Raw genomic sequence first — 25,836 nt, 5'->3', positions numbered from 1 at the left:
ATTTCGCGAACAGCACACTAGCGGCCACTTACCCCCCAGACAGTAAAACTTTGTGACCCATTAACCCATGCGATTAAGGTGCGTGTATTTTTCGTTTTCGATACACCGAATCAAGTCCGGAATTACTTTCAGATCCACTGTGTACTCCTGATATTCTATTTTTGAAGGGGAGCGTCCCATTTTCCTCAAGGATTCCTTCAGAAAGTCGACTAGGAAATCTTTGAGGTAGCCAGCCAGCGCGTGTCTGACGTGCCGGGAAAGCTGCACCAGCTTTAGCTCTACGTGCTCTTCATCAATGACTACGGTAGTCTTGACCGAGACTCCGAGCTTGGAAAACTCCGATTTTGCTAAGTGCATAAATAACTCGTCAGAAAAATCGAAGACCTGCATATCAAGCACCTGGCCATTTTTGTCAACTACATATGTTTGAATATTCATAAGTTACTTCTCCTGTTCCTTGCCTTCTGTGCCTCTGATCTCCGACTCCGGGATGATCGCCCAAGCAATATTTTTACTATCCATCAGTTCGATGGCTGGACCGGAAAACCTTTCTGTTGTCAGGATGGCAATAGGGTCTACGCCAGCGGCCTCTCGCTTTCTAAGCATCTCTTCAACTATGCCTTTGTGAACATAGTTAGTTTTCACTTCGATTGACGGCGGTGGCAATTTTTTACTGGTCATCACTCTACTCGTTGAATTTCTTGTGAAGCTCACGGATCATCTGCCTGACTACTTCCGCATCCTCTGGCTTGATAAGTAGAATATCGCCCTCAGCACTATTGCCACGGGTTCTTGTATTCTTTATCCCCATTCTATCCAATTGTTCGCACAGCCAGCTGATTGTGTCGCGATGAAGTAAAAGATGATAGATCATCTCATCTTCATCTGTTTCGAAGACTTTAGTCACTAAAGGGCCTCCACGGCATTGTCAATAGAACTGTATCCCGATCTAAATCCTTGATCCAGTTCTGAAAAAAACATATCAAAATCATGAAAACCGTCAAGAACGACGTTCCTGAATATCCCCTTAATGTCGGGAATGGTGAGGTTAGAATTATTGTACGCTTGGTACAGGCTATTGAATTGACAAACGCTAAAACTGTCGACACTCGTCAGACCGACAACACACTCCGCCAGTTTGGCTATATAGCGCTCAAAGTCTTCTCGCTTCAGCTTTTCGTTAACTCTTAGTTTAAGGCAAAATCTTCGAACAACAGCATTGTCGATTTTGTCTTGGACATTAGTTGCAGCAATGACAATCAATCGCGGATGGCTAGAGGGGTGGAGTTTGTCTAGTTCAAGCATGAGGGCAGACATGGCTCTTCTTGATGCGTCATGCTCGTTGGCCCTGCTTCTTGACATGCAGAACTGGTCGATCTCGTCGATCAGAAGGATTTTAAACTCGTCGTCAGCGGTGTTCTGACTCAAAGAATCGAACGCCTTTGCAATATTCTTTGAAGTTTCCCCATATTCAGCGGACATCGCTTGTGAAAAATTCAAATGATATAGATTGGCATTGTTGTTTGCCTCCTTAACCCTACTTAACAACCTATATGCAAGCGTCGTCTTCCCCGTATTGGGCGGACCGAACAGTAGTATTGTCGGCAGAAAATCCAAGGCCGCAAGCATACCCTGTGAGGCAGCAGAAGCCGTCAACTCACAGAGCTTGTGCATCCTGGTTAGCTGCAAATCATTGCCATAGATGAGCGATGAACGCAGTTTTTTTTCAATTTCATTTGAGTCAATTCGAACGACAATATCCATAATTTTTTCTATGATTTCGGAGCAAGCTCCAATGCTAACCCCACCCGCCCGAATCGTCCCGATTGAATCTCGTACCGAAAGCTTGGATGGCCCTTACGGCTTCCATCAATATCTCAGAGGCAACCATGCAAGCTACTCATTTTTTCAGAGTTTTCTTAAGCGTCCATTCGTCGATCATATCCGCCCAGTCTTGGAGCATCGCTCGGCGCTGATCACGGTACTCGGCCTTGTTGTAGACGGCTCGCACACCCTTCTGTTCGTGCGCCAAACACTTCTCGATCCAGTCAGAGTTGTAACCCGCCTCATGCAGCAGCGTGCTAGCTGTGCGGCGTAGGTCGTGGGGGCCGAACTTTCCTAGAGGTACCCCTTCCTTCTGAGCAAGACGGTAGGTCAGCGTCAGTACCTGATTGATCGTGGCCGCACTCATTGGTAAATCGGAGTCGTAGCGTGACGGCAGAACGTACTCAGAACCTCCAGCCAGAGTCTTCAACGCGATGAAGAAATCCAATGCCTGCCGGGACAGAAACACTAAATGAGGGTTTCGGCGCTTCATCCGCTCCTTGGGGATAGTCCACAGCGCCTCGCTGAAATTGATCTCACTCCACGTCGCGTTGGTCAGCTCGCTCTTGCGCACCATCGTCAGCAAAAGAAGCTTGGCTGCGGCGCGAACCGACGTCGCGGTACCAATCCTGTCCATGTACTGATACATCAGCGCAATTTCATCAGGCGTCAGCGCCCGATCACGTGGCTCAAATTTGGCGATGCTGGCAGACCTCACCAGATCCGCTGGGTTTTCAACCTTCTCGCCACGCTCAATGGCCCAGCGAAAGACCTGTAGCACGATCTCACGGGAGTGGACAGCAGTTGCAGGCGCCCCACGCTCCACTATCGTATCAGTCAGCGCCCGCAGATCCTCATGAGTGATTTCAGCCAGCTTCTGATTACCAAACTTCGGCTTCAACTCGCGCTCATAGACTGATCGGCGCATGTCTCGTGTCGAGTCCGCCATCTGGTAGCCGCGTAGCCATTTTTCAGCCCAAGCATCAAAAGTCTCAGCGCCCTTCGTGCGGGCCTTCGCACGTGCTTTTTCCTTAGCTGGAGACTTGCCAGCGGCGATCATCTTCTTCGCTTCCCCTAGCCGCTCACGTGCCTCTGCCAGGGTGATCCCGCCCAAGCCATAACGACCGAAGGTGATGGTCTCCTGTCGGCCATTGATGGAGTAGTTGTAGCGGAAGGAGATTGAGCCGGCCGGTGTAACCGCTACGTACAAGCCATCGCGGTCAATCACCTTGTAGAGCTTGTCTTGCGGCTTGAGGTTTCGAAGCTTGGTATCAGTGAGCATGGCTTCCATTTATTCCATGAAAAAATACCATGCTCTGAAAAGCGCGGAAGAATAGGGCTTAACCCCAGTAAAACCGGGCCTCTTGGCTATCCCGATACCATGCCCATCCTGAAACAAGGGACATGGTATCAAGCGTCATGCATGGCATCGAATGCAGTTGGTACCCCGTACCATGCCATAAAAAAACCATGCTTGGCGATGCAAAACACTGCCTGGACGTGCCAGACCCAAAAAGCCAAAAGCCCGCAATTACGCGGGCTCCAGGGCATTTCTTGCTAGATCATGCCGGACAATGCCGGACGTCCAATCATTCCCACTCAATCGTCGCAGGCGGCTTGCTCGACACATCATAAGTAACGCGGGAAATACCCTCGATCTCGTTGATGATGCGGCCACTCACGGTTTCCAGCAGCTCGTAGGGCAGGTGCGCCCAGCGTGCGGTCATGAAGTCGATGGTTTCTACGGCGCGCAGTGCGACAACCCAGGCGTAACGACGGCCGTCGCCGACGACGCCTACCGATTTGACGGGCTGGAACACGACGAAAGCCTGGCTGACTTTGTGGTACCAGTCGGCCTTGCGCAGTTCTTCGATGAAGATGTGGTCGGCGCGACGCAGCAGGTCGGCGTATTCCTTTTTCACTTCACCCAGGATGCGCACGCCCAGGCCTGGGCCTGGGAATGGGTGACGGTAGACCATGTCGTAAGGCAGGCCAAGTTCAAGGCCCAGGCGGCGGACTTCGTCCTTGAACAGTTCGCGCAGGGGCTCGACCAGTTTGAGGTTCATTTCTTCCGGCAGGCCGCCCACGTTGTGGTGCGACTTGATGACGTGCGCCTTGCCGCTTTTCGCGCCAGCCGACTCGATCACGTCCGGGTAGATGGTGCCTTGCGCCAGGTACTTGATGTTGTCCAGCTTGCAGGACTCGGCATCGAACACGTCGATGAAGGTGCGGCCGATGATCTTGCGTTTTTTCTCTGGATCGCTCTCGCCTTCCAGATTGTTCAGGAACTGCTCTTCGGCGTTGGCGCGGATGACCTTGACGCCCATGTTCTCGGCGAACATGGCCATGACCTGCTCGCCTTCGTGCAGGCGCAGCAGGCCGTTGTCGACGAAGACGCAGGTCAGTTGATCGCCAATGGCCTTGTGCAGCAGGGCTGCGACCACGGAGGAGTCCACGCCGCCTGACAGGCCCAACAGGACGTTGTCGGTGCCCACCTGAGCGCGAATGGTCGCGATGGCGTCATCAGCGATGTGCGACGGTGTCCACAGCGCTTCGCAGCCGCAGATGTCGAGGATGAAGCGCGACAGGATGCGACCGCCCTGCTTGGTGTGGGTCACTTCGGGATGGAACTGCACGCCGTAGTAGCCGCGGGTGTCGTCGGCCATGCCGGCGATCGGGCAGCTCGGGGTGCTGGCCAGGACGTGAAAGCCGTCCGGAATTTCAGTGACCTTGTCGCCGTGACTCATCCAGACGTCGAGACCGAACACGCCATCGGCGTCGATGTGGTCTTCGATGCCGTCGAGGATGCGGCTCTTGCCGACGACGTCGACGCGAGCATAACCGAACTCGCGCAGGTCGGAACCGGCAACGCGGCCGCCCAGCTGTTCAGCCATCGTCTGCATGCCGTAGCAGATGCCGAAGATGGGAACGTTGAGGTCGAACACGGCCTGCGGTGCGCGCGGGCTGTTGGCTTCGTGCACGGACTCCGGGCCACCGGCGAGGATGATGCCGCGTGGGGCGAATTCGCGAATCGCTTCGTCGTCCATGTCGAACGGATGCAGTTCGCAGTACACGCCGATTTCACGCACGCGGCGGGCGATCAGCTGGGTGTACTGGGAACCGAAGTCGAGGATCAGGATACGGTGGGCGTGAATGTCGAGGGCCATGACTCATTCTCGTCAAAAAACAGAAACGACACGGGGCTGCGTCAACAGCCCCGGCTATGAAACTTGCTGGGCTGCATCGCGGCGTGAACCACGATGCAATCCGGATCAACCAACGCGGTAGTTCGGCGCTTCCTTGGTGATCTGCACGTCGTGAACGTGGGATTCAGCCATGCCCGCACCAGTAATGCGCACGAATTCAGGCTTGGTGCGCATCTCTTCGATGGTGGCGCTGCCGGTGTAACCCATCGAGGAACGCAGACCGCCCATCAACTGATGGATGATCGCGGACAGCGGGCCTTTGTAGGCAACACGGCCTTCGATACCTTCCGGGACCAGTTTTTCGGCACCTGCGGACGAGTCCTGGAAGTAGCGGTCGGACGAGCCTTGCGCCTGGGACATTGCACCCAGCGAACCCATGCCGCGATACGCTTTGTAGGAACGGCCCTGGAACAGTTCGATTTCGCCCGGCGCTTCTTCAGTACCGGCAAACATCGAGCCCATCATCACGCAGGATGCGCCTGCCACGATGGCCTTGGACAGGTCACCGGAAAAGCGAATACCGCCGTCGGCGATCATTGGCACGCCAGTGCCTTCAAGGGCAGCGGAAACGTTGGCGATAGCGCTGATTTGTGGAACGCCGACACCGGCAACGATACGGGTGGTGCAGATTGAGCCAGGACCGATGCCGACCTTGACCGCGTCAGCGCCCGCGGCGACCAGCGCCTTGGCCGCTTCACCGGTGGCAATGTTGCCGCCGATGACCTGCACTTGCGGGAAGTTTTCCTTGACCCAGCGAACGCGGTCGATCACGCCTTTGGAGTGACCGTGCGCGGTATCGACGACAATCACGTCAACGCCGGCGGCAACCAGCGCAGTGACGCGCTCGCCGGTGTCCTTGCCGGTGCCGACTGCAGCACCGACACGTAGACGAGCCTGATCATCCTTGCTGGCCAGCGGGTAGGCCTTGGCCTTTTCGATGTCCTTGACGGTCATCATGCCCTTGAGCGCGAAATTCGCGTCAACGATCAGGACTTTCTCCAGACGGTGCTTGTGCAACAGCTCACGCACTTCGTTTTTGTCTGCGCCTTCGCGCACGGTGACCAGACGCTCTTTGGGCGTCATCACTTCGCGGACAGGGACATCAAGACGGTTTTCGAAACGTACGTCGCGGGAGGTCACGATGCCGACCAGGTCGCCATCATGCAGCACGGGCACGCCGGAAATGTTGTGCATGCGGGTGAGCTCGAACAGATCGCGAACGGTGGCGTCGGCTTCGATCGTGATCGGGTCTTTGACGACACCGGCCTCGAACTTCTTGACCTTGCGCACTTCGGCAGCTTGCTGCTCGACCGTCATGTTCTTGTGGATGATACCGATACCGCCTTCCTGGGCCATGGCGATTGCCAGACGGGCCTCAGTGACGGTGTCCATTGCAGCGGAGACCAAAGGAATATTCAGCTCGATGCCACGGGTCAAACGGGTTTTCAGACTGACTTCGTTGGGCAGTACCTCGGAATAACCGGGCACAAGGAGAATGTCGTCGAATGTAAGGGCTTCTTGACTGATACGCAGCATCGCGGGGGCTCCCGGGCGGGAAATTGGAAGCGCGCCATTATACCCACACACCCCGCCCGGCTCAATGTAAACCTCAGTCTATTATTGAAGCCTTTTATAGACGCACTTTTACGAAAGACACCGGACGATCCAGACGTTCGGCGAAGTCGTCCAGAAAAGTCTGGGTAAAAGGCGCATCCAGCCAATTGTTGAAGATGAATCCCAGGTTGGAAAAACCGCAGGCATCCAGAAAGAGAAAGCCGTTGATGTCGTCTTCGTAACGGCATTCAGGGCAGGTGAAGTTGTCGGTGTGGCCGGGCATCCAGTCTTCGAGACTGTCGAACAGCGCCTCGCCAATTTCGCGGCGACATTCCGGGCAGCCAGCTTCTTCCGCGAAGTGGTTGAGCGGCGTGAAGATACAGCGCTTGGTCACGATCTCCAGGCCGTTTACCGTCTGCCCGAACGGCAGCGCATCCGGGTTATGCACCACCCTTCTGGCTCCCGGCGCCAACGCATAGGCCATTTTGCTTCCGGAACGCCCGCAGGTGGTCAGCTCGGGTTCGACCACGTTGAGCTTGATCAACCAGCGCAGGATCAGGCGCGCTCTGGCCTCATGCGCCGGGAAGGTGGAAATTTGCGGGACGATGATGCTTTGGGTGTTCATGGCAGAGTGTCGCTGGGTACGGGATCGAGGCGGCAGCTTAATCCGCCGTCGGCTCAGGTCAAGTTCAAATCCCTGATCAACCTGCTATATAACGGCCGATCAGGGCAATGCCGCTCACCAACACCAGCCAGGTCACCAGACGCACGAAGGTTTCGCGGGACAGCTTTTTGGTCAGCGCCCTCCCCACCCAAGAGCCGATCAGCATCGCCGGCAACAGACAGACACCCAGCACCAGCAGCGGCATTTCGGCGTAGACCCCCGCAATCAGAAACAGGCTCAGACGCACGACGGTGCTGCAACTGATGAGCGCGCTTTGGGTGGCCCGCGCCTGCTCTTTAGAGGTCAGGCGACTGGTGAGGTAGATCGCATATAAAAAGCCGCCACTGCCAAACAAGGCACCGAACAGACCCCCAAGGGTGCCCATCGGAATGGCCCAGCCTGCGGCAAGCTGTGTAGGCCGCACCTTCACCGCCAGGCTGTACAGCGCGTAAGCCGTGACAAAGATGCCCATTAACAGAAGCAAAAGATCGGATTTCAGATTGAGCAGGAACAGCACACCCAGCGTGCAGCCCACCGCCATGCAGGGTAGCAGGCGCAGAAGCTCGGTTTTGGCCACTGACCGGCGGGATGGCAGTAGATTGCCGAAGGCGGCGAGAAAATCGAGCATGACCAGCAGCGGAATGATGCGTGACAGCGGCATGAAGTGAATCAGGATGGGGCCTGCCACCAGCGCCGTGCCGAAACCGGCGATGCCAAAGACGATATAAGCGGCGGCCACGCTGAACTCAATGATCAGCCAGTCGAGCGGCGTAAAGCCCAGTTGCGCAAATGCTGCAAACACCTCGATATCGCCCACGATGCTTCCTTTCTGGAGGGACTGAACGGACTTTAGCAAAGGCGCGGGTCTGCCGCTTCACGCTCAGGATTGCCTGGAGGGGCGACCGGCGTGAGGCGCGCAGACCTCGTGCGCTCAACCGACATTGCCTTTATGATGCCCGACATGATCAAAGACCCTTTCGCAAGACTCGGCCTCGACCGGGAAGTCCTTACTGTCAGCCAGCTCAACGGCCGTGCGCGGGTGTTGTTGGAAGACGTGTTCAGCAGCATCTGGGTCGAGGGCGAGATTTCCAACCTTTCGCGCCCGGCATCGGGCCATGTGTATTTCACGCTGAAAGATTCCGGCGCTCAGGTGCGTTGCGCGCTGTTTCGCCAGAGCGCGGCACGGGTCAGGCAAGCGCTCAAGGATGGCTTGCAGGTCAAGGTACGCGGCAAGGTGTCGTTGTTCGAGGGTCGTGGCGATTATCAGCTGATCCTCGACACGGTAGAACCTGCTGGCGATGGCGCGCTGCGTCTGGCGTTCGATGCGCTGAAAGCCAAGCTCAGCGACGAAGGCCTGTTCAGCGCCGAACGCAAGGTCGCCCTGCCCCTGCACCCGCAGCGTATCGGCATCATCAGCTCGCCCACCGGCGCCGTGATCCGCGACATCATCAGCGTGTTCCGCCGTCGCGCGCCGCGTGTCGAGCTGACGCTGATCCCGACTGCCGTTCAGGGGCGCGAAGCGATCAACCAGATCGTGCGCGCCCTCAAACTCGCCGATTCCCGAGGTTTCGATGCTTTGATTCTCGCCCGCGGTGGCGGATCGCTGGAAGACCTGTGGTGCTTCAACGAAGAAGCCGTGGCCCGCGCCATCGATGCGTGCGTTACGCCCATTGTCAGCGCGGTCGGCCATGAAACCGACGTATCGATCAGCGACTTCGTGGCCGACGTACGTGCGCCGACGCCATCCGCCGCCGCCGAGCTGCTGGCCCCCGATTCCAGCGACCTGCACCGCCGCGTCGACAACCTGCATCGCCGACTGGTCAGCCGCATGCAGGATCGCCTGATGCGCGAGCGTTTGCGCCTTGAAGGGATTTCCCGACGCTTGCGTCATCCCGGTGAACGTCTGCGTCAACAGTCACAGCGCCTTGATGATCTGGACATGCGCATGCGCCGCGCTTTCGAGCAAAACATGCACAAGCGTCAGGTGCGTTTGGCCCATATGGAAAGCCGCCTCGCTGCCCAGCACCCGGGACGCACTCTGGCGTTTCTGCGCCAGCGCCTGGATGTTCTGGCCGAGCGCCTGCCACGCGCCATTCGAGAAAAGATCAAGACCCGCAAGCTCCATCTGCAAAGCCAGGTTCAGACCCTCAACGTCGTCAGCCCGCTCGCTACCCTGGGTCGCGGCTACAGCATTCTGCTCGACGAACGAGGTCACGCGATCCGCGACGCCGCACAAACTCAGCCCGGCCAGCGCCTGACTGCGAAGCTGGGTGAAGGCGAACTGCACGTGCGGGTCGAGGACAATCATCTGACACCCGTGACCCTCTCCCTTCTGGACTGACTGCCCGATGCTACGTTTTATCGCCCCGCTGTTCGCTTTACTGCTGTGTCTGCCCGCCCAGGCCGACAGCTTCATCACCCGCGCGCTCAACAAGCCGGTGCCCGGCGGAGTCGCTGTTATTGATTTGGGCACGGGTGCGCAGGCGCCGACCGCGACTTATCAAGGCAAGCCGGTGCTGGTGGTCAAGGAGCAAGGCACGCGCTGGCTGGCGATTGTCGGCATTCCGCTGACCGTCAAACCGGGCACTGAGCAGATCGCATCGGGCGGCCGCTCGCTGAGCTTTACCGTTGGCACCAAGAAATACCCGGAGCAGCGCATCACCCTGAAGAACAAGCGTCAGGTCAATCCAAACCCTGAAGACAACAAACGCATTGAGGGCGAGCTGGCCGAGCAGATCCGCGCCTACCGCAGCTTCAGCCCCGGCACGCCAAGCAACCTGATTCTGGACAAGCCGGTCAACGGCCCCCTGTCCAGCAAGTTCGGGGTTCGCCGCTTCTTCAACGGCGAAGAACGCAACCCGCACGCAGGCCTCGATTTCGCAGTGCCTGCAGGCACACCGATCAAGTCTCCGGCGGCCGGCAAGGTCATCCTGATTGGTGATTACTTTTTCAACGGTAATACCGTGTTCGTCGATCACGGACAGGGCTTTATCAGCATGTTTTGCCACATGTCGAAGATTGACGTGAAACAGGGCGACCTCGTGCCCCGCGGCGGCGTTGTCGGCAAAGTCGGTGCGACAGGACGTGCGACAGGCCCGCACATGCACTGGAACGTCAGCTTGAACGATGCACGCGTCGATCCAGCGATCTTCATCGGTGCGTTTCAGCCTTGAGGGTAGGCAGGTAACAGATCTGCACCAGACACAAGATAGTGGGACGCGGCTTGCCCGCGATGCTTTCTCAAGCGGTCTGCCCGTGACGGGTTCGAGGCGATCGTCGGCAAGCACCTCTTGTCAGTCAATATCAAACGCCTACAGAAACGCTGAAATCTGCTTATGCCCGCAGGGCGTGGGAGCTTTCAACTGTAACCCGCTGAAGAAACTCGATTTCGTGGGAGCGGACCGGGCGGCGTTCCGTTTACCCGAGAAAAGGCCGGTACATTCGACGCAGATGTAGTGGCTGAAACTCCGCATTCGCGGACAAGTCCGCTCCCACGACGTTTGCTGCGCGACAGCGCTACGTCAGTGCGATGAGGCCACCCGCACGTAAGCGATTGCTATGTTCACCATCAGAGCGGGTCGTCGAGGATACTTGAGATATGTTGCTGGACGTCCTCACTGAAGCCCGCCATTTCCTGTTCTGTAATCAGCTCTGCGTTCACCATCGCCAATAGAATGATGTTGGCATTGGAACGAGAGAGCCTGAGCGAATCAAACGTGTACCTCACCTCTTTCAATCCCGCATCTATAACCTCCTTTGCAACCAATACCTTCTCACGCCCGGTTTCTCATGCGCCTGAATGGACTGTTGCAGATTTTCGAAAATGCGGTCGAACAGTCGCTCTACCGCGACCTCTCGCAACGCATTCAGGTGCTTCCAGTCTTCCTCGTTCATTATCCACCCCTCGCTTCAGAACCATGCCCAAGAGCGTCTTGCGCACATCACTATCCGGCAACAATAACTTAGATAAAAACTTAGCAGTAGCGCAATAAAAAAGCCAAAACCCAAAGATAACAAGGATTTATCTCAATTATTTTCAAGTACTTGCCATCGTCCACCCCAATGGTTACGGTTGGCCTCATGAAAACCTCTCACACCCTATTCCTGTTGCGCCAACATCGGTGCCTCAGCCTGGTCAGCGCACGACTGCCGGGCTGGATCGCAGTGCCTCGACCCTAATTTGCGACAACGGTTGGCCGCCTCTTTCCGGCCTATTAGCACAAAGGACTCTCCACATGACCATGCTCAAAGATCCCTCGAAGAAGTACCGCGCGTTCGCGACCATTGATCTGCCTGACCGCACATGGCCTTCCAAGACCATCACTGCGGCGCCGATCTGGTGCAGTTCCGACTTGCGTGACGGTAACCAATCGCTGATCGAGCCTATGGATGCTGCCAAGAAACTGCGCTTCTGGAAGACGTTGGTCAGCGTCGGCGTCAAGGAAATCGAAGCCTCGTTCCCGTCCGCTTCACAGACCGATTTCGACTTCGTGCGCACCCTGATCGAAGACGGCCATATCCCGGATGACACCACCATTCAGGTACTGACCCAGGCCCGTGAAGACTTGATCGCGCGTACGTTCGAATCCCTGCGCGGCGCCAAGAAAGCCATTGTTCACCTTTATAACGCGACGTGCCCGTCGTTCCGCCGCATCGTCTTTAATCAGGACAAGGCTGGCGTGAAGGATATCGCGGTCAATGCCGCCAGGCTTTTCGTTAAATATGCCGCTCAGCAGCCTGAAACCCAGTGGACATTCCAGTACTCACCGGAGACATTCAGCGCGACCGAGCTGGAGTTCGCCAAGGAAGTCTGCGACGCGGTGATCGAGGTCTGGAACCCGACACCTCAGAACAAAGTAATCCTGAACCTGCCGGCCACCGTTGAAGTGGCCACGCCTAACATCTATGCCGACCAGATCGAATGGTTTGGCCGCCACATCACCCGTCGTGACAGTGTGTTGATCAGCCTGCACACCCACAACGACCGTGGCACCGGCGTCGCTGCCACCGAGCTGGGCCTGATGGCGGGTGCAGACCGCGTCGAAGGCTGCCTGTTCGGCAACGGTGAGCGGACCGGTAACGTCGATCTGGTTACCGTTGCGCTGAACCTCTACACCCAGGGCATCCACCCTGAGCTGGACTTCTCGGACATTGACGGCGTGCGCAAAGTCGTCGAAGAATGCAACCAGATCCCGGTTCACCCGCGTCACCCGTACGTGGGTGACCTGGTTCACACCGCCTTCTCCGGCTCGCACCAGGACGCCATCCGCAAGGGCTTCACCCAGCAGAAAGAAGGCGAGTTGTGGGAAGTGCCTTACCTGCCAATCGACCCGGCGGACATCGGCCGTAGCTACGAGGCAGTGATTCGCGTCAACAGCCAGTCGGGCAAAGGCGGTATCACCTACCTCCTGGAACAGGAATACGGTATCTCGCTGCCGCGTCGCATGCAGATCGAGTTCAGCCAGGTGGTTCAGGGCGAAACCGATCGTCTGGGCCTGGAAATGACAGCCGAGCAAATCCATTCCTTGCTGCGTCGTGAATACCTGCAGGCCAACACACCTTATGCGTTGATCAGCCACAAGTTGCAGGAAGAGAACGGCAACAGCTCGGTCGATGCTGAAGTCCACGTCGATGGCGAAACCCAGCACTGGCGCGGCAAGGGCAAAGGTGCTCTGGAAGCCTTGGTGGCTGGCCTGCCTATTTCCGTAGAAATCATGGACTACAACGAGCATGCCATTGGATCCGGCACCACGGCCAAGGCCGCTGCCTACATCGAGTTGCGCGTGAATGGCGACAAGGCCGTACACGGCGTGGGTATTGATGAAAACATCACCACTGCCAGCTTCCGCGCACTGTTCAGTGCATTGAACCGCTCGCTCAGCCAGGCCCAAGCCAAGGCTGCCTGATTGATCGAAAAGGGCGGCGGACACTGATCCGCTGCCTTTTCACCTTTTACGCACCACTCCCCGCCTCTGTTCTGCGCGCCCTCTGACTATTCCATTCTGTGCATGGCCCTGTCCGTTTCGGCATACTCTTTTCCATTTATGCTGTGGTAGCATGCTGCCCTTACCTCAGACTGACTTGAATCGAACAGCCATTCATAGGCTGAAGATGCCCGTCTGAATTGACCTGCCCGCTCCATCTTTCTATAAAAACCAAGACGACTATTGCAGTGTTTCCCGGACGAAAAACATGCACGGGCAGACCTCCCGTGCATTGAAAACAGCATCGGCCCATCGACGCCGAGCTGATCCAATCACATTTGGAGCGATTATGCCCAAGGCTTCCCATCAAGACCTGCGCCGCAGCTTTCGTGAGCTGACCTCGTCAAAATCCTGCTATCACACCGCTTCGGTATTCGACCCGATGTCTGCGCGCATTGCCGCCGATCTGGGTTTTGAAGTCGGTATCCTTGGCGGATCGGTCGCGTCGCTGCAAGTACTGGCAGCGCCCGATTTCGCACTGATCACCCTCAGCGAATTCGTCGAACAAGCCACGCGCATTGGTCGCGTCGCCCAACTTCCCGTCATTGCAGACGCAGATCATGGCTACGGCAATGCCCTTAACGTCATGCGCACGGTCACTGAACTGGAACGCGCCGGAATCTCGGCCCTGACCATCGAAGACACCCTGCTACCGGCGCAATTTGGCCGTAAATCGACTGACCTGATTTCAACCGCGGAAGGCGTCGGCAAGATTCGCGCCGCCCTGGAAGCACGTGTCGACCCGGAAATGTCGATCTTCGCCCGCACCAATGCGGCGATCATCCCTGTTCAGGAAGCGATCAGTCGCGTGCAGCAGTACCAGAGCGCTGGCGCTGACGGCATCACCATCGTCGGCATCCGTGACTTCGATCATTTGGCCCAGATTTCCGAAGGCGTTACCGTGCCGCTGATGCTGGTCACCTATGGCAACCCTGAACTGCATGACAACGACCGCCTGGCCCAGATGGGCGTACGTGTCTGCGTGCATGGGCATGCTGCGTACTTCGCAGCCATCAAGGCGACGTATGACTGCCTGCGCGAGCAGCGCCAGATTCTGGGCAGCACGTCGAACATGAGCGCGACCGAACTGACCCATACCTACACGCAGCCGGAAGACTATGTGGAGTGGGCGAAGAAGTTCATGAATGTGAACGAGTAACGGCAAAGGCTGTACGGCATGAACGAAAAAGCCTCCCTCTCATTAGAGACGGAGGCTTTTTCATAGGTGCCACGAGGGGGCATCAGGCAGTGGTTTTAACACCGCCCTCAGTCTGCAATTGCAACAACGCACCTTGCAGGGTCTGCAAGGTGGCGCTGGTGGCCATGATCTGTGTCTGGATGGCCAAGGCCTTCTGAGCCTTCTCTTCGGGCGTGCCACTGTTCTGCGATGCGGCCAACTGAGCCTGCTGCTGAGCCAATTGCTTTTGCGCCTGCTTGATCTGCTCTTTTATCTTTTCCATCGTTTCATCGAGTGCCGACTTGCTGGAGCCTCCGGCACTTCCGCCTTCGGGTGCAGCGGTCGCCTTGGCACTTTCCAGATTCACCTCCGCAGTCTTCTTTTCACCATCCGTGGCAGCAGCGGCGGCTGCCTGTGCATCCTGATTTTTTATCGTTACCGCAAATGAGCTTGAGTAAGCGTTAAGCGAGGACGTATTGATGGTAGTCATGGCGATCTCCGGGTAGTCTGCGAACGCTATCGGCAGGCTCGTAACATTCTGAAGCATTTAGCTGATAATAAATGAATCCGCGTCGAGTCCGGCGGGAAAGCGCGTGCGATAGGACTGAAGATCGGCAGCGTTGAGGGTCGCCTGAAAGACGCCGTCCGCCTCCCCCGCACTGAACAGGCTCTCGCCCTGAAAATCCAGCACCTGACTGTCCCCGGTATACGCGAAGCCCTTGCCGTCGGTGCCAACCCGATTCACTGCAGCCACATAGCAGAGGTTTTCAATCGCCCTGGCAGGCAGGAGCCGATTCCAGTGCAGACGTCGGGCACCAGGCCAGTTGGCGGTATACAGGAGCAGATCAGTGTCCTGAGCGTCACGGCTCCAGACCGGGAAGCGCAAGTCGTAGCAAATCAATGGACGGATCCGCCAACCCTTGAGTTCGAACATCACCTGCCGCTCACCGGCTGTGTAATGCTCATGTTCGCCTGCCATGCGAAACAGATGGCGCTTGTCGTAATGCAGCAACTCGCCATCCGGGCGTGCCCACAGCAGACGGTTGCGATGGCTGCCATCGGCGGCACGAATGATCACACTGCCCGTAATCACAGTATCGAGTCGCTTGGCCTGCGTCAGCAACCAGTCGGAGGTCGGCCCGGCTTCGGGCTCTGCGAGCGCTTCGGACTCCATCGAAAAACCGGTGGTAAACATCTCCGGCAGAATCACCAGATCAGCACCCTGCGCCTGATCCAACAGACATTCGAAATGCTCCAGGTTGGCGTCCCTGTCATGCCAGGCCAACGTCGTTTGAATCAGGGCAAGCTTCAGGTCAGGCAGTTGAGTCAGATCGCGCATAATTTCTCCGCCGCCAGACGCAGCGTCTCCTCTTGCTTGGCAAAGCACAGCCGAATCAATCGCTGGCCTTCAGGCGGGCTCTGATAGAACACAGAGATAGGTATGCTGGCCACGCCGTGTTCACGGGTCATCCACAGCGCCATGTCGACATCGTTGAGGTCCGGGCGGATTTGCGAGTAATCCACCAACTGAAAATAAGTCCCGCCGACAGGCTCGAAACTGAAGCGTGACGCTTTCAATTGATCGCAGAAGTAATCGCGCTTGGCCTGGTAGAAGGCAGGCAGCTCCTCGACATGTTCAGGATGCTCAGCCATAAAATCAGCCAGCGCGAATTGCAACGGTGTCACGCCACAGAAGCTCACGTACTGATGCACCTTGCGCATCTCGGCAGTCAACGCGGGCGGTGCAACTACGTAACCGGTTTTCCATCCTGTTACGTGATAGGTCTTGCCGAACGAACTCACCACGAACGCACGCTGATACAGCTCCTCGTGATCCAGCACGCTCACGTGCCGCAGGCCGTCGAACACCAGATGCTCGTACACCTCATCGCTGAGCAGGTAGATGTCACGTTCGGCAATCAATGCCGCCAGCCGATCAAGCTCGGCGCGACTGATCAGCGCACCACTCGGGTTATGCGGGCTGTTGATGACGATCATGCGTGTGCGCGGACTCAACGCTTCGCTGAGTTTTTGCCAGTCGATAGAGAAGTCATCCAGGCCTAACTGCACATGGACGCAACGCCCGCCAGCCAGCTCGACTGCAGGCTCATAGCTGTCGTAGCACGGGTCGAAGATGATCACTTCGTCACCAGGACGAATGACGGTCTGAACCGCGCAAAAGATCCCCTGCGTGGCACCAGGCGTAATGGTGATTTCGGCGTCAGGGCTGACGGTGCGCCCGTAACTGCGGGCGATCTTGGCCGCAACCTGCTGACGAAGCGCCGGCAGGCCGGTCATGGGTGAATACTGGTTGTGACCCTGCATGACGTGACGGCACACTGCATCGCGCAGCGCTTGCGGGCCATCGAAATCGGGAAAGCCCTGAGACAGGTTGATGGCGCCGGTTTCGGCAGCCAGTTGTGACATGACGGTGAAGATGGTGGTGCCCACATTAGGCAGCTTGCTGTCGATCATGAAGCCCTTTCCCTGCAGTCCCCCGGCACCACGACGGCACGGGTCAGGCAGGATAGCCCAAGGAGCGCGCATAAAAAAAGGCACCAGAGGTGCCTTTTTCGTACATTTCCTACAGACGATTCAGCGCTTGTCGCGGCGCTTCTTGTCGGCTTTCTTGTGGTGCGACATCATCCGACGCTTCTTGTTGACCTGACGGTCCGTGAGCGTGTTCTTGTTGCCTTCGTACGGGTTCTCACCGCCCTTGAACTCGATACGGATCGGCGTGCCGACCAGCTTGAGCACGCGGCGATAGGTGTTTTCCAGGTAGCGGACGTAAGACTTGGGAACCTTCTCGACCTGGTTGCCGTGGATCACGATCAACGGCGGGTTGGCGCCGCCCAAGTGAGCGTAACGCAACTTGATACGGCGGCTGCCGACCATCGGTGGCGCGTGCTCACTGACCGCATCTTCGAGAATCTGGGTCAGGCGGCTGGTAGGCCAGCGAGTAACGGCAGACTTGAACGAGTTCTGTACCGACTGATACAGGTTGCCCACGCCCGTGCCGTGCAAGGCCGAGATGAAGTGGATGTCCGCGAAGTCGACGAAGAACAGCCGACGTTCCAGTTCAACCTTCACGTAGTCACGCTCGCCGGGTGTCATGCCATCCCACTTGTTGAGCGCGATGACCAACGCACGGCCAGCTTCAAGCGCAAAGCCCAGCAGGTTAAGGTCGTGATCGACAACACCCTCGCGGGCATCCATCACGAAGATCACCACGTTGGCGTCCTTGATGGCCTGCAACGTCTTGACCACCGAGAACTTCTCAACCTCCTCGTGGATCTTGCCGCGCTTGCGCACACCGGCGGTGTCGATCAGCGTGTACTTCTCTTCGTTACGCTCGAAGGGGATGTAGATACTGTCGCGCGTGGTGCCCGGCTCGTCGTACACGATCACCCGGTCTTCACCCAGCATGCGGTTGACCAGCGTCGACTTGCCGACGTTGGGGCGACCGATGATGGCGATCTTGATGCCGTCTTTCTCGCTCGGACCGGGAATGCGCTTGGCTTCCTGACCTTCGGCCACTTCTTCGACTTCAGCGTCTTCCTGATCGTCTTCATCGCGTGGGAATTCGCGCAGAGCGATTTCCAGCATCTGTGAGATACCGCGACCATGAGCGCCAGCCACCGGAATGGCGTCACCCAGACCCATCGGACTGAACTCGGCACGGGCCAGGTTTTCGTCGATGTTGTCGATCTTGTTGGCGACCACGTAGGAACGCTTGTTACGTTTGCGCAGGTGCTCGCCAATCATCTGATCGGCAGCGGTATAGCCTGCTCGGGCGTCTACAAGAAACAGCACCACATCGGCCTCTTCAATGGCCAGCAGCGACTGCTCGGCCATCTTTTCGTCCATGCCATGCTCGTCACCGGAGATACCGCCGGTGTCGATCAGAATGTAGGAGCGCCCCTGCCACTTCGCCTCTCCGTATTGGCGATCACGGGTAAGACCGGACAGATCGCCGACAATAGCGTCGCGGGTCCTGGTCAGGCGGTTGAACATGGTGGACTTGCCGACGTTCGGTCGACCCACCAGGGCGATTACGGGAACCATGCGGCTCTCCACTTCGTTATTTCAGAAAATACAAAAGCCGCTGCAGGGCAGCGGCCGGAGTTCGGGGCAGTGCCCGAAGGCACTGCAGCCTTGCCTGGGCAAGGTCGCCACAGGCCTTGGGCCTGCGGCATGTTCACTCTTTACTTGATGGTCAGGGCTTCCAGTTTGCCGCTGTTGCCATACACGTAAATCATGTCTCCAACCACCAGCGGACGGGCACGCAGGCCGTCGCTGTCGATACGCTGACGTCCCACGAAACGACCGTCTACCTGGCTCAACAGGTGAAGGTAGCCTTCCATGTCGCCGACTGCGATGTAGCTGGAATACACTTCCGGCGCGCCCAATTGGCGACGAGCCAGAGATTCGTTGCTCCACAAGGCCGACGAAGAACGCTCGTCAATGCCTTCGACGGTGCCGGAAGCCAGGGTGGCATAAACGCTGCCGAAGCCTTGAGCTACGCCTGAGTAGCTCGACGCATCGCGTTGCCACAGCACACGACCGCTTTCCAGTTCAAGACCGGCAACGCGGCCCTGATAGGTTGCGACGTACAGTGTACCGCCAGACAGCAACAGACCTCCGTCGATATCGACGACACGGTCCAGTTCCGAACGACCTTGCGGAACGGCTACGCGCTGCTCCCAGATCGGCACACCATTGGTGATGTCCAACGCCACCACTTTACCGGTGGACAGACCTGCCACTGCAAGACGGTTGGTCACCAGCGGAGCGCCAGTACCACGCAACGTCAGTACCGCAGGGGTGCTTTCGTAGATCCAGAGCTGGGAGCCGGTGGAGGCATCGAAGCCGACCACGCGATCATCCTGCGTCTGGACCACGACAACGCTGCCGTTGGTGGCAGGCGGGGCCAGCACTTCGCTGGTCACGCGAGCGCGCCACTTTTCTTCGCCGGTGGTGGCGTCCATAGCGACCACTTCACCCTTGAGGGTGCCGATCATCACCAGGCCGTAACCCACGCCTACCGCACCGGAGACTGGCAGCTCGAGATCCTTCTTCCAGATCACGTCGCCCGTCAGGCGGTCCAGCGAAACGACTTCGCCGGTAACGTCGGCCGCATAAATGCGGTCGCCATCAATGGCCGGAACCAGCATGTTGTAAGTCTTGCCCTGGCCGTCACCGATGGAGCGGCTCCACTGCTTTTGCAGGACCACTTCTTCCTTGAAGTCGGTCAGCTCGGCCGGCGGCAGTTCTTTCTTGCTGTTGCTGCTGCAACCCGCGGCCAGAATGGCCAGAGCCAGCAATGCTGCATGTTTCCAACGAATCACGTCACGCATCCCCTTTCGCCAGATCGTCGAGCTTCATTTGCAGGCCACCAACCGCTGCTTCTTCAGACAGAGCGGATTTGGCCTTTTGGTATGCAGCATGTGCCTCGTCGGTACGACCCAGCTGAACCAGCAGGTCACCTTTGAGTTCTTCACGGCTGGCCAGGAACGATTTATCAGCATCGCCTTCCAGCAGTTTCAGCGCGTCATCAGCCTTGTTCTGTGCAGCCAGCACGCGAGCCAGACGCTGACGGGCAATTTCGCCCAGCGTGTCGTTGGCAGGCTTGTCGGCGACCACTTTCAGCTCGGCAGCCGCGTCGTCGAGTTTACCGGCATCAACCGCCACTTTGGCGACGAAAAGACTGCCGTATTGGGCATAAGTGGTGCCGCCGTATTCGCTTTTAAGCTTGCCGGATATCTCGGCGACACGTGTGGTGTCTGCCTGGCCGCTTGGCGTCAACGCGGTTTCCAACAATTGCTGATAGAGCATCGAGGCGCCTTGCGACTGGCTGGCCTGAGATCTCTGCCAGTACTGCCAGCCCAGGACCACGACCAGCGCCAGCAGACCACCTGTAAGCAGGGGTTTGCCGTTGCGCTGCCACCAGTCCTTCACTCCCGCCAGCTCATCATCTTCAGAACTCGACACCCCAATACTCCTATTCGCTAAAACGGCTGTTAATCAGCTTCAACCCTGCACGACGCAGGAGGCCAGGTGCTCTGACAGAGCGTCCCAGGCAATATTTTGTTGTTCACCCTGACCGCGCAGGGGTTTGACGCCAATGATCTTCTGGGAGAGTTCTTCGTCGCCGAGGATCAGAGCATACAGCGCGCCGCTCTTGTCGGCCTTCTTGAACTGGCTCTTGAAGCTTCCGGCACCGGCATTGATCTGCAGACGCAGGTTGGGCAACCGGTCACGCACCTGTTCGGCCAGGGTCAGCCCGGCCAGCTCGGCAGCTTCGCCGAACGCGCACAGGTAAACGTCGACCTGACGGGAAATTTCTTCAGGGATCTGATCAAGGGTTTCAAGCAGCAGAACCAGACGCTCGATGCCCATCGCGAAACCGACACCTGCTGTCGACTTGCCGCCCATCTGCTCGACCAGGCCGTCGTAACGGCCGCCAGCACAGACAGTGCCCTGGGCACCTAGTTTGTCGGTGACCCATTCGAAAACGGTCTTGCTGTAGTAATCCAGCCCGCGCACCAGCTTGGGGTTGATCACATAGGGAATACCGGCTGCGTCCAGACGGGCTTTCAGGCCGTCGAAATGCACACGGGATTCATCGTCCAGATAGTCGGCCAGCTTGGGGGCATCCACCAGCACGGCCTGAGTTTCAGGGTGCTTGGTATCCAGAACGCGCAGCGGGTTGGTTTTCAGGCGGCGCTGACTGTCTTCGTCCAGTTGATCGAGACGGGCAGAAAGAAACTCGACCAGTGCGTCGCGATAACGTGCCCGCGCTTCGCTGGTGCCCAGGCTGTTGAGCTCCAGCTTGACCGCGTCGCGAATGCCCAGCATGCCCCAGAGACGCCAGGTCATGACGATCAATTCGGCGTCGATGTCCGGACCGTCGAGGTTGAAGACTTCCACGCCGATCTGGTGAAACTGGCGATAACGGCCTTTCTGCGGACGCTCGTGGCGAAACATCGGCCCGATGTACCACAGTTTCTGGACCTGGCCGCCACCGGTAATGCCATGCTCAAGCACGGCACGCACGCACGCTGCCGTGCCTTCAGGACGCAGCGTGAGGGAGTCACCATTGCGATCGGCAAAGGTGTACATCTCTTTCTCGACGATGTCGGTGACTTCACCGATGGAGCGCTTGAACAGGTCGGTGAATTCGACGATAGGCATGCGAATCTGCCGGTAACCGTAGTTATCGAGCAGACGCGAAACAGTGCCTTCGAAATGACGCCACAGCGGGGTCTGCTCGGGCAGGATGTCGTTCATGCCACGAATGGCTTGCAGAGACTTACTCACAAAAAATCCTTAGCAATACGGGTTAGCCGCGCACGATGACCGAGGCGTCGGCTTCGACCTTTTGAGCCGCTTTCTCGCGAATCAAGCGTTCAAGCTCATCCACGAGATTGTCATTGGTCAGTTTCTGCGCAGGCTTGCCATCGATGTAGATCAGGTTCGGCGTACCGCCCGTAAGGCCGACGTGCGCCTCCTTGGCTTCACCTGGACCATTGACCACACAACCGATGACGGCAACATCCAGCGGCACCAGCAAATCTTCGAGACGACCTTCCAGCTCGTTCATGGTCTTGACCACATCAAAATTCTGCCTCGAGCAACTCGGGCAGGCGATGAAGTTGATGCCACGGGAACGAAGGCGCAACGATTTGAGGATGTCGTAACCGACTTTCACCTCTTCGACCGGATCAGCGGCCAGCGAGATGCGGATAGTATCGCCAATCCCCTCGGCAAGCAGCATACCTAGGCCGACAGCCGATTTCACTGTGCCTGAACGCAATCCACCCGCTTCGGTGATGCCCAGGTGCAGCGGCTGGATGATCTGCTTGGCCAGCAGGCGATAGGCTTCGACGGCCATGAACACGTCGGACGCCTTCACGCTGACCTTGAAGTCCGGGAAATTCAACCGGTCCAGGTGCTCGACGTGACGCAATGCCGACTCGACCAGCGCAGCGGGCGTGGGCTCGCCGTATTTCTTCTGCAGGTCTTTTTCCAGGGAACCGGCGTTGACGCCAATACGGATCGGGATGCCACGGTCGCGAGCAGCATCAACCACTGCGCGAACGCGGTCTTCGCGACCGATGTTGCCTGGGTTGATGCGCAGGCAGTCGACGCCCAGTTCGGCCACGCGCAGTGCAATCTTGTAGTCGAAATGGATATCGGCCACCAACGGCACCTTGACCAGTTGCTTGATGCGACCGAATGCTTCGGCTGCATCCATGTCCGGTACGGAAACCCGAACGATATCGACACCGGCCGCTTCCAGCCGGTTGATCTGTGCAACCGTGGCCGCCACATCGTTGGTGTCACTGTTGGTCATGCTCTGCACTGCAATCGGGGCATCACCGCCGACAGGAACAGAACCAACCCATATTTTTCGGGATTCGCGACGCTTGATCGGGGATTCGCCGTGCATGACTTATTGCCCTAGTTTCAGGCGAGCAGTTTCGCCGCTGGTAAAAGGTGCCACGTCTACAGGCTGACCGTTATAGCTGACTTGCGCACCACGGGCGAACCCAAGGCGCAGCGTCAGCGGCGGCTTACCGTTGACGTCCAGACTTTCGCCCTTGCGCTTGAGGCCGCTGACCAGCACCTTGCCGTTGCCATCGGTAACCTGTGTCCAGCAATCGGCCGTGAACTGAACGTTGACCTGCCCGGCACCCGCAACAACGGGAGCAGCCTGCTCGACCGGTGGCGTGGTTGGCATGGACGGAACAGACGGCGCAACAGCGGGTGCCTGGGCGGTCGGTGCAGCAGGCGTGGACGCAACAGATGACGGGGTCTGCGCAGGGGCCGTTGCAGCAGGAGCCTGAGCGACAGGCGCAGCGCTTTGGGATTCGGTGGAAGGTAGCGAAGGTGTCAACGGCAAGGCCGTCTCGCCGGTGGCCTGGTTTTCGACGACGGCCTGGTCTTCCGGCTCGTCCAGCGGGTGGATCTGGGTCGTGCCGTCGGCGCTTTCGACTTCGACGTGCTCAAGGTTGAGCCCGGACTGATCCTTGCCACGCATCGACGCCTGATCCTGCCACCAGAAAAAGCCGCCACCTACCAACACAATCAGCAATAACAGGCTGACGATGCGCAAGATATTATGCGAGAGACGAACAGGTTCTTCGATACGCCCCAGCGCGTGAACCGAACTGCCTTTGCCGTCCGTGCCCGTGAACTGATCGAACTGCGCGACCAGTGCGGCCTGATCCAGCTCCAGCAATTTCGCGTAGGCACGCACATAGCCTCGGGCAAAGGTATGCCCAGGCAGCTTTTCGAAGTTCCCGTTTTCCAGATGACTCAGTGAAGCCACGGTAAGGTTCAGCCTCAAAGCCACATCTGGCAGCGACCAGTTTTTGCTCTCGCGAACCTGGCGCAGGGTTTCTCCAGGATTCACGCGGTTGGTTGCTACAACTTCGGGATGCGCCGCTTTCATCATTGCTCCGACAGGTATTGCTGATATTCCGGCGTACCGGGATAGAGTCTTTTTAATTGCAGACCAAAACTGGCCGCTTTGTTGCGGTCTTCGTACACTTTAGCCAACCGCGTACCGAGCAATAGACTACGTGCATTTTGCTCACTCAGTTGGCTAAAACGGTCGTAATAGTCACGCGCCGGCACATAATGCCCGTCTTCGTAAGACAACTCAGCCATTTCCAGCAACGCACGTGGCTGTTGACGGTCCAGACGCAGCGCTTTGGTGAATTGTTCACGAGCCTGTTCACGGTCGCCCAGCTTGAGCGATGTCATGCCCAGGCTTTCGAAAACCCGCGAACGCTCAGGGTAGAGGTTGTCGGCAGCCGCCTGCTCGAAACGCTCGTAAGCTTCCTTGTAGCGTTTTTGCTCGAACAGGAAGCTGCCGTAGTTGTTGACGATACGTGTTTCGTTGCGGCTTGCCGACAAGGCCTTGCGAAAGTACTGGTCAGCGAGCTCCGGCTCCATCTCGGTCTGAAAGACCAGCGCCAGTGCAGCGTTGGCCTCGGCATCCGAACCGTCCAGCTCAAGCGCCTTTTTCAACGGAACCTTGGCGCGCTCGGTCTGCCCTTGCTGCAGGTAGCCGATGCCCAGCTGAACATACGCCTTGCGCGCTTCGTCACGACCTTGGGAAGTCGTGAGCGGATTGACATTGCCGGTTGAGACGCAGCCCGTGAGCAACATGACAACGAAAAGCAATAACGGGGCGCGCACAGACATGAAGTCCCTCTTGGTCAGTTTCGCGATGAGTTTCGCAGTCAGGTTCGGGGTGCCGCGCCTTGAGCTGCATCTGCCTCGACGCTCAACTCACGCACTGCGATATAACGTTCGCTACGACGCGTGCGATCCATCACCTGCCCGACCAACTGGCCGCAAGCAGCATCAATGTCTTCACCACGCGTGGTGCGCACAGTGACGTTATAGCCGGCCTGATGCAACAGGTCCTGGAAACGGCGTATCGCATTGTTGCTGGGACGCTCGTAACCGGAGTGCGGGAACGGGTTGAACGGGATCAGGTTGATCTTGCAAGGAGTGTCCTTGAGCAACTCGATCATTTCAACGGCGTGCTCGACCTTGTCGTTAATGTCCTTGAGCATGGTGTACTCAATAGTGAGCACCCGTTTTTCACCCAGGCTGGACATATAGCGACGGCAGGACTCGAGCAGCATGTTCAACGGGTATTTCTTGTTGATCGGCACCAACTGGTTGCGCAGCGCATCGTTAGGCGCGTGCAGCGACAGGGCCAGCGATACGTCGATGTGCTTGGACAGCTCGTCGATCATCGGTACTACGCCCGAGGTGGACAGGGTCACACGGCGCTTGGAAATGCCATACCCCAGATCATCCATCATCAGATGCATGGCGGCGATGACATTGTCGAAGTTCAGCAGTGGCTCACCCATGCCCATCATCACCACGTTGGTGATGGCACGGTCGACGGTTGCCGGGACACTGCCAAAGGATTTGTTGGCAATCCACACCTGGCCGATGACTTCGGCGGCGGTGAGGTTGCTATTGAAGCCTTGCTTGCCGGTAGAGCAGAAACTGCAATCCAGCGCGCAACCCGCCTGGGACGAGACACACAACGTGCCGCGCTTGCCCTGCGGAATGTAGACGGTCTCGACGCAGCTGCCGGACTCGACGCGCACCACCCATTTACGGGTGCCATCGCTCGAAATGTCCTCGCTGACGACTTCAGGACCGCGAACTTCAGCACAGGCCTTAAGCTTTTCGCGCAATGCCTTGCTGACGTTCGTCATGGCGTCGAAATCATCGACGCCAAAGTGGTGAATCCACTTCATGACCTGACCGGCACGGAAGCGCTTCTCCCCGATAGAGTCGAAGAATTTCTCCATTTCCAGCTGAGTCAGACCCAGCAGGTTGGTTTTACCAGTCGATGCAATCATGAATTCACCCCTCACTCGTTAGTCG

General features: G+C 57.7%; 24 protein-coding genes. 4 read left to right on the top strand and 20 right to left on the bottom strand.

Features of this window, described 5'->3' with window-relative positions; genetic code table 11:
* Nucleotides 1-60: 60 nt before the first annotated feature.
* The 9 genes from ALP40_RS14615 to ALP40_RS14575 form a co-directional block, all read right to left on the bottom strand.
* Complete coding sequence (locus ALP40_RS14615) at nt 61-438, bottom strand: hypothetical protein (RefSeq protein ID WP_122208943.1); 378 nt, start codon at nt 436-438, stop codon at nt 61-63.
* 3 nt (nt 439-441) lie between these two features.
* Nucleotides 442-681 (bottom strand): hypothetical protein, encoded by a 240-nt coding sequence (locus tag ALP40_RS14610; protein WP_122208942.1) that lies wholly within the window; start codon nt 679-681, stop codon nt 442-444.
* Nucleotides 682-685: 4 nt separating this feature from the next.
* Nucleotides 686-907, bottom strand: a complete 222-nt coding sequence (locus ALP40_RS14605) for a hypothetical protein (RefSeq protein WP_221034597.1) — start codon at nt 905-907, stop codon at nt 686-688.
* Nucleotides 907-1,764, bottom strand: a complete 858-nt coding sequence (locus ALP40_RS14600) for an ATP-binding protein (protein WP_122208941.1) — start codon at nt 1,762-1,764, stop codon at nt 907-909. Before ALP40_RS14600 ends, ALP40_RS14605 begins: the two co-directional genes overlap by 1 nt.
* Nucleotides 1,765-1,900: 136 nt before the next feature.
* A complete protein-coding gene (locus tag ALP40_RS14595; protein ID WP_122208953.1) occupies nt 1,901-3,106 on the bottom strand; it encodes a site-specific integrase in 1,206 nt (401 codons plus the stop codon).
* A 307-nt stretch (nt 3,107-3,413) separates the two neighbouring features.
* Nucleotides 3,414-4,991: a glutamine-hydrolyzing GMP synthase gene (gene guaA / locus ALP40_RS14590; RefSeq protein ID WP_004878783.1), complete on the bottom strand. Its 1,578-nt coding sequence runs from the start codon at nt 4,989-4,991 to the stop codon at nt 3,414-3,416.
* 105 nt (nt 4,992-5,096) lie between these two features.
* Nucleotides 5,097-6,566: an IMP dehydrogenase gene (guaB, locus tag ALP40_RS14585; RefSeq protein WP_122208940.1), complete on the bottom strand. Its 1,470-nt coding sequence runs from the start codon at nt 6,564-6,566 to the stop codon at nt 5,097-5,099.
* A gap of 94 nt (nt 6,567-6,660) precedes the next feature.
* A complete protein-coding gene (locus ALP40_RS14580) occupies nt 6,661-7,209 on the bottom strand; it encodes a sugar ABC transporter ATPase (protein WP_122208939.1) in 549 nt (182 codons plus the stop codon).
* A 76-nt stretch (nt 7,210-7,285) separates the two neighbouring features.
* Nucleotides 7,286-8,065 carry a sulfite exporter TauE/SafE family protein gene (locus ALP40_RS14575; protein ID WP_122208938.1) on the bottom strand — a complete coding sequence of 260 codons (780 nt, stop codon included), beginning with the start codon at nt 8,063-8,065 and terminating at the stop codon, nt 7,286-7,288.
* 144 nt (nt 8,066-8,209) lie between these two features.
* Here ALP40_RS14575 and xseA point away from each other — a divergent pair, with 144 nt between their 5' ends.
* The 4 genes from xseA to ALP40_RS14550 all read left to right on the top strand — a co-directional run bounded on the left by xseA (nt 8,210) and on the right by ALP40_RS14550 (nt 14,391).
* The gene (gene xseA / locus ALP40_RS14570; RefSeq protein ID WP_181113663.1) at nt 8,210-9,589 is read left to right on the top strand and encodes an exodeoxyribonuclease VII large subunit; all 1,380 of its coding nucleotides are present in this window, start codon (nt 8,210-8,212) and stop codon (nt 9,587-9,589) included.
* A 7-nt stretch (nt 9,590-9,596) separates the two neighbouring features.
* A complete protein-coding gene (locus ALP40_RS14565; RefSeq protein ID WP_122208937.1) occupies nt 9,597-10,421 on the top strand; it encodes a peptidoglycan DD-metalloendopeptidase family protein in 825 nt (274 codons plus the stop codon).
* Between the two features lie 1,062 nt (nt 10,422-11,483).
* Nucleotides 11,484-13,154: a 2-isopropylmalate synthase gene (leuA, locus tag ALP40_RS14555; RefSeq protein ID WP_122208936.1), complete on the top strand. Its 1,671-nt coding sequence runs from the start codon at nt 11,484-11,486 to the stop codon at nt 13,152-13,154.
* Between the two features lie 367 nt (nt 13,155-13,521).
* Entirely contained in the window at nt 13,522-14,391 is an 870-nt protein-coding gene (locus ALP40_RS14550) for an oxaloacetate decarboxylase (protein ID WP_122208935.1), read from the top strand.
* 82 nt (nt 14,392-14,473) lie between these two features.
* Here the strand turns inward: ALP40_RS14550 and ALP40_RS14545 are convergent, their stop codons facing one another.
* The 11 genes from ALP40_RS14545 to rlmN form a co-directional block, all read right to left on the bottom strand.
* Nucleotides 14,474-14,899, bottom strand: a complete 426-nt coding sequence (locus tag ALP40_RS14545) for a hypothetical protein (RefSeq protein ID WP_122208951.1) — start codon at nt 14,897-14,899, stop codon at nt 14,474-14,476.
* A gap of 57 nt (nt 14,900-14,956) precedes the next feature.
* Nucleotides 14,957-15,748: an amidohydrolase gene (locus ALP40_RS14540; protein WP_122208934.1), complete on the bottom strand. Its 792-nt coding sequence runs from the start codon at nt 15,746-15,748 to the stop codon at nt 14,957-14,959.
* Nucleotides 15,736-16,884 carry a pyridoxal phosphate-dependent aminotransferase gene (locus tag ALP40_RS14535; protein ID WP_122208933.1) on the bottom strand — a complete coding sequence of 383 codons (1,149 nt, stop codon included), beginning with the start codon at nt 16,882-16,884 and terminating at the stop codon, nt 15,736-15,738. The genes ALP40_RS14540 and ALP40_RS14535 overlap by 13 nt, the downstream gene beginning before the upstream one ends.
* 120 nt (nt 16,885-17,004) lie before the next feature.
* Entirely contained in the window at nt 17,005-18,474 is a 1,470-nt protein-coding gene (gene der / locus ALP40_RS14530; RefSeq protein ID WP_004878760.1) for a ribosome biogenesis GTPase Der, read from the bottom strand.
* Between the two features lie 140 nt (nt 18,475-18,614).
* Nucleotides 18,615-19,766 carry an outer membrane protein assembly factor BamB gene (bamB, locus tag ALP40_RS14525; RefSeq protein WP_122208932.1) on the bottom strand — a complete coding sequence of 384 codons (1,152 nt, stop codon included), beginning with the start codon at nt 19,764-19,766 and terminating at the stop codon, nt 18,615-18,617.
* Complete coding sequence (locus ALP40_RS14520) at nt 19,759-20,400, bottom strand: tetratricopeptide repeat protein (protein ID WP_122208931.1); 642 nt, start codon at nt 20,398-20,400, stop codon at nt 19,759-19,761. The genes bamB and ALP40_RS14520 overlap by 8 nt, the downstream gene beginning before the upstream one ends.
* Before the next feature lie 39 nt (nt 20,401-20,439).
* Nucleotides 20,440-21,729: a histidine--tRNA ligase gene (gene hisS, locus ALP40_RS14515; protein WP_122208930.1), complete on the bottom strand. Its 1,290-nt coding sequence runs from the start codon at nt 21,727-21,729 to the stop codon at nt 20,440-20,442.
* 22 nt (nt 21,730-21,751) lie between these two features.
* Complete coding sequence (gene ispG, locus ALP40_RS14510) at nt 21,752-22,861, bottom strand: flavodoxin-dependent (E)-4-hydroxy-3-methylbut-2-enyl-diphosphate synthase (RefSeq protein WP_122208929.1); 1,110 nt, start codon at nt 22,859-22,861, stop codon at nt 21,752-21,754.
* A gap of 3 nt (nt 22,862-22,864) precedes the next feature.
* Complete coding sequence (locus tag ALP40_RS14505) at nt 22,865-23,866, bottom strand: RodZ family helix-turn-helix domain-containing protein (protein WP_122208928.1); 1,002 nt, start codon at nt 23,864-23,866, stop codon at nt 22,865-22,867.
* Nucleotides 23,866-24,624, bottom strand: coding sequence for a type IV pilus biogenesis/stability protein PilW (pilW, locus tag ALP40_RS14500; protein ID WP_122208927.1), 759 nt, complete (start codon nt 24,622-24,624; stop codon nt 23,866-23,868). The genes ALP40_RS14505 and pilW overlap by 1 nt, the downstream gene beginning before the upstream one ends.
* Before the next feature lie 38 nt (nt 24,625-24,662).
* Nucleotides 24,663-25,811, bottom strand: coding sequence for a 23S rRNA (adenine(2503)-C(2))-methyltransferase RlmN (gene rlmN / locus ALP40_RS14495; protein ID WP_122208926.1), 1,149 nt, complete (start codon nt 25,809-25,811; stop codon nt 24,663-24,665).
* Nucleotides 25,812-25,836 lie beyond the last annotated feature (25 nt).

The organism is Pseudomonas viridiflava (assembly GCF_003702045.1).
Lineage (GTDB): Bacteria > Pseudomonadota > Gammaproteobacteria > Pseudomonadales > Pseudomonadaceae > Aquipseudomonas > Aquipseudomonas viridiflava_C.
The sequence above is the reverse complement of the archived record's forward strand: the minus strand, read 5'-3'. Positions and strand labels throughout refer to the sequence as shown.

Excerpts from the sequence above, each read along its gene's own strand:
- pilW (WP_122208927.1), bottom strand. The coding sequence starts at position 24,624 with ATGTCTGTGCGCGCCCCGTTATTGCTTTTCGTTGTCATGTTGCTCACG.
- der (WP_004878760.1), bottom strand. The coding sequence starts at position 18,474 with ATGGTTCCCGTAATCGCCCTGGTGGGTCGACCGAACGTCGGCAAGTCC.
- ALP40_RS14610 (WP_122208942.1), bottom strand. The coding sequence starts at position 681 with ATGACCAGTAAAAAATTGCCACCGCCGTCAATCGAAGTGAAAACTAAC.
- bamB (WP_122208932.1), bottom strand. The coding sequence starts at position 19,766 with ATGCGTGACGTGATTCGTTGGAAACATGCAGCATTGCTGGCTCTGGCC.
- leuA (WP_122208936.1), top strand. The coding sequence starts at position 11,484 with ATGACCATGCTCAAAGATCCCTCGAAGAAGTACCGCGCGTTCGCGACC.
- xseA (WP_181113663.1), top strand. The coding sequence starts at position 8,210 with ATGATCAAAGACCCTTTCGCAAGACTCGGCCTCGACCGGGAAGTCCTT.
- ispG (WP_122208929.1), bottom strand. The coding sequence starts at position 22,861 with ATGCACGGCGAATCCCCGATCAAGCGTCGCGAATCCCGAAAAATATGG.
- ALP40_RS14535 (WP_122208933.1), bottom strand. The coding sequence starts at position 16,884 with ATGATCGACAGCAAGCTGCCTAATGTGGGCACCACCATCTTCACCGTC.
- ALP40_RS14595 (WP_122208953.1), bottom strand. The coding sequence starts at position 3,106 with ATGCTCACTGATACCAAGCTTCGAAACCTCAAGCCGCAAGACAAGCTC.
- ALP40_RS14550 (WP_122208935.1), top strand. The coding sequence starts at position 13,522 with ATGCCCAAGGCTTCCCATCAAGACCTGCGCCGCAGCTTTCGTGAGCTG.
- ALP40_RS14505 (WP_122208928.1), bottom strand. The coding sequence starts at position 23,866 with ATGAAAGCGGCGCATCCCGAAGTTGTAGCAACCAACCGCGTGAATCCT.
- ALP40_RS14615 (WP_122208943.1), bottom strand. The coding sequence starts at position 438 with ATGAATATTCAAACATATGTAGTTGACAAAAATGGCCAGGTGCTTGAT.
- ALP40_RS14545 (WP_122208951.1), bottom strand. The coding sequence starts at position 14,899 with ATGACTACCATCAATACGTCCTCGCTTAACGCTTACTCAAGCTCATTT.
- guaA (WP_004878783.1), bottom strand. The coding sequence starts at position 4,991 with ATGGCCCTCGACATTCACGCCCACCGTATCCTGATCCTCGACTTCGGT.
- ALP40_RS14600 (WP_122208941.1), bottom strand. The coding sequence starts at position 1,764 with ATGGATATTGTCGTTCGAATTGACTCAAATGAAATTGAAAAAAAACTG.
- rlmN (WP_122208926.1), bottom strand. The coding sequence starts at position 25,811 with ATGATTGCATCGACTGGTAAAACCAACCTGCTGGGTCTGACTCAGCTG.
- ALP40_RS14565 (WP_122208937.1), top strand. The coding sequence starts at position 9,597 with ATGCTACGTTTTATCGCCCCGCTGTTCGCTTTACTGCTGTGTCTGCCC.
- ALP40_RS14540 (WP_122208934.1), bottom strand. The coding sequence starts at position 15,748 with ATGCGCGATCTGACTCAACTGCCTGACCTGAAGCTTGCCCTGATTCAA.
- ALP40_RS14580 (WP_122208939.1), bottom strand. The coding sequence starts at position 7,209 with ATGAACACCCAAAGCATCATCGTCCCGCAAATTTCCACCTTCCCGGCG.
- guaB (WP_122208940.1), bottom strand. The coding sequence starts at position 6,566 with ATGCTGCGTATCAGTCAAGAAGCCCTTACATTCGACGACATTCTCCTT.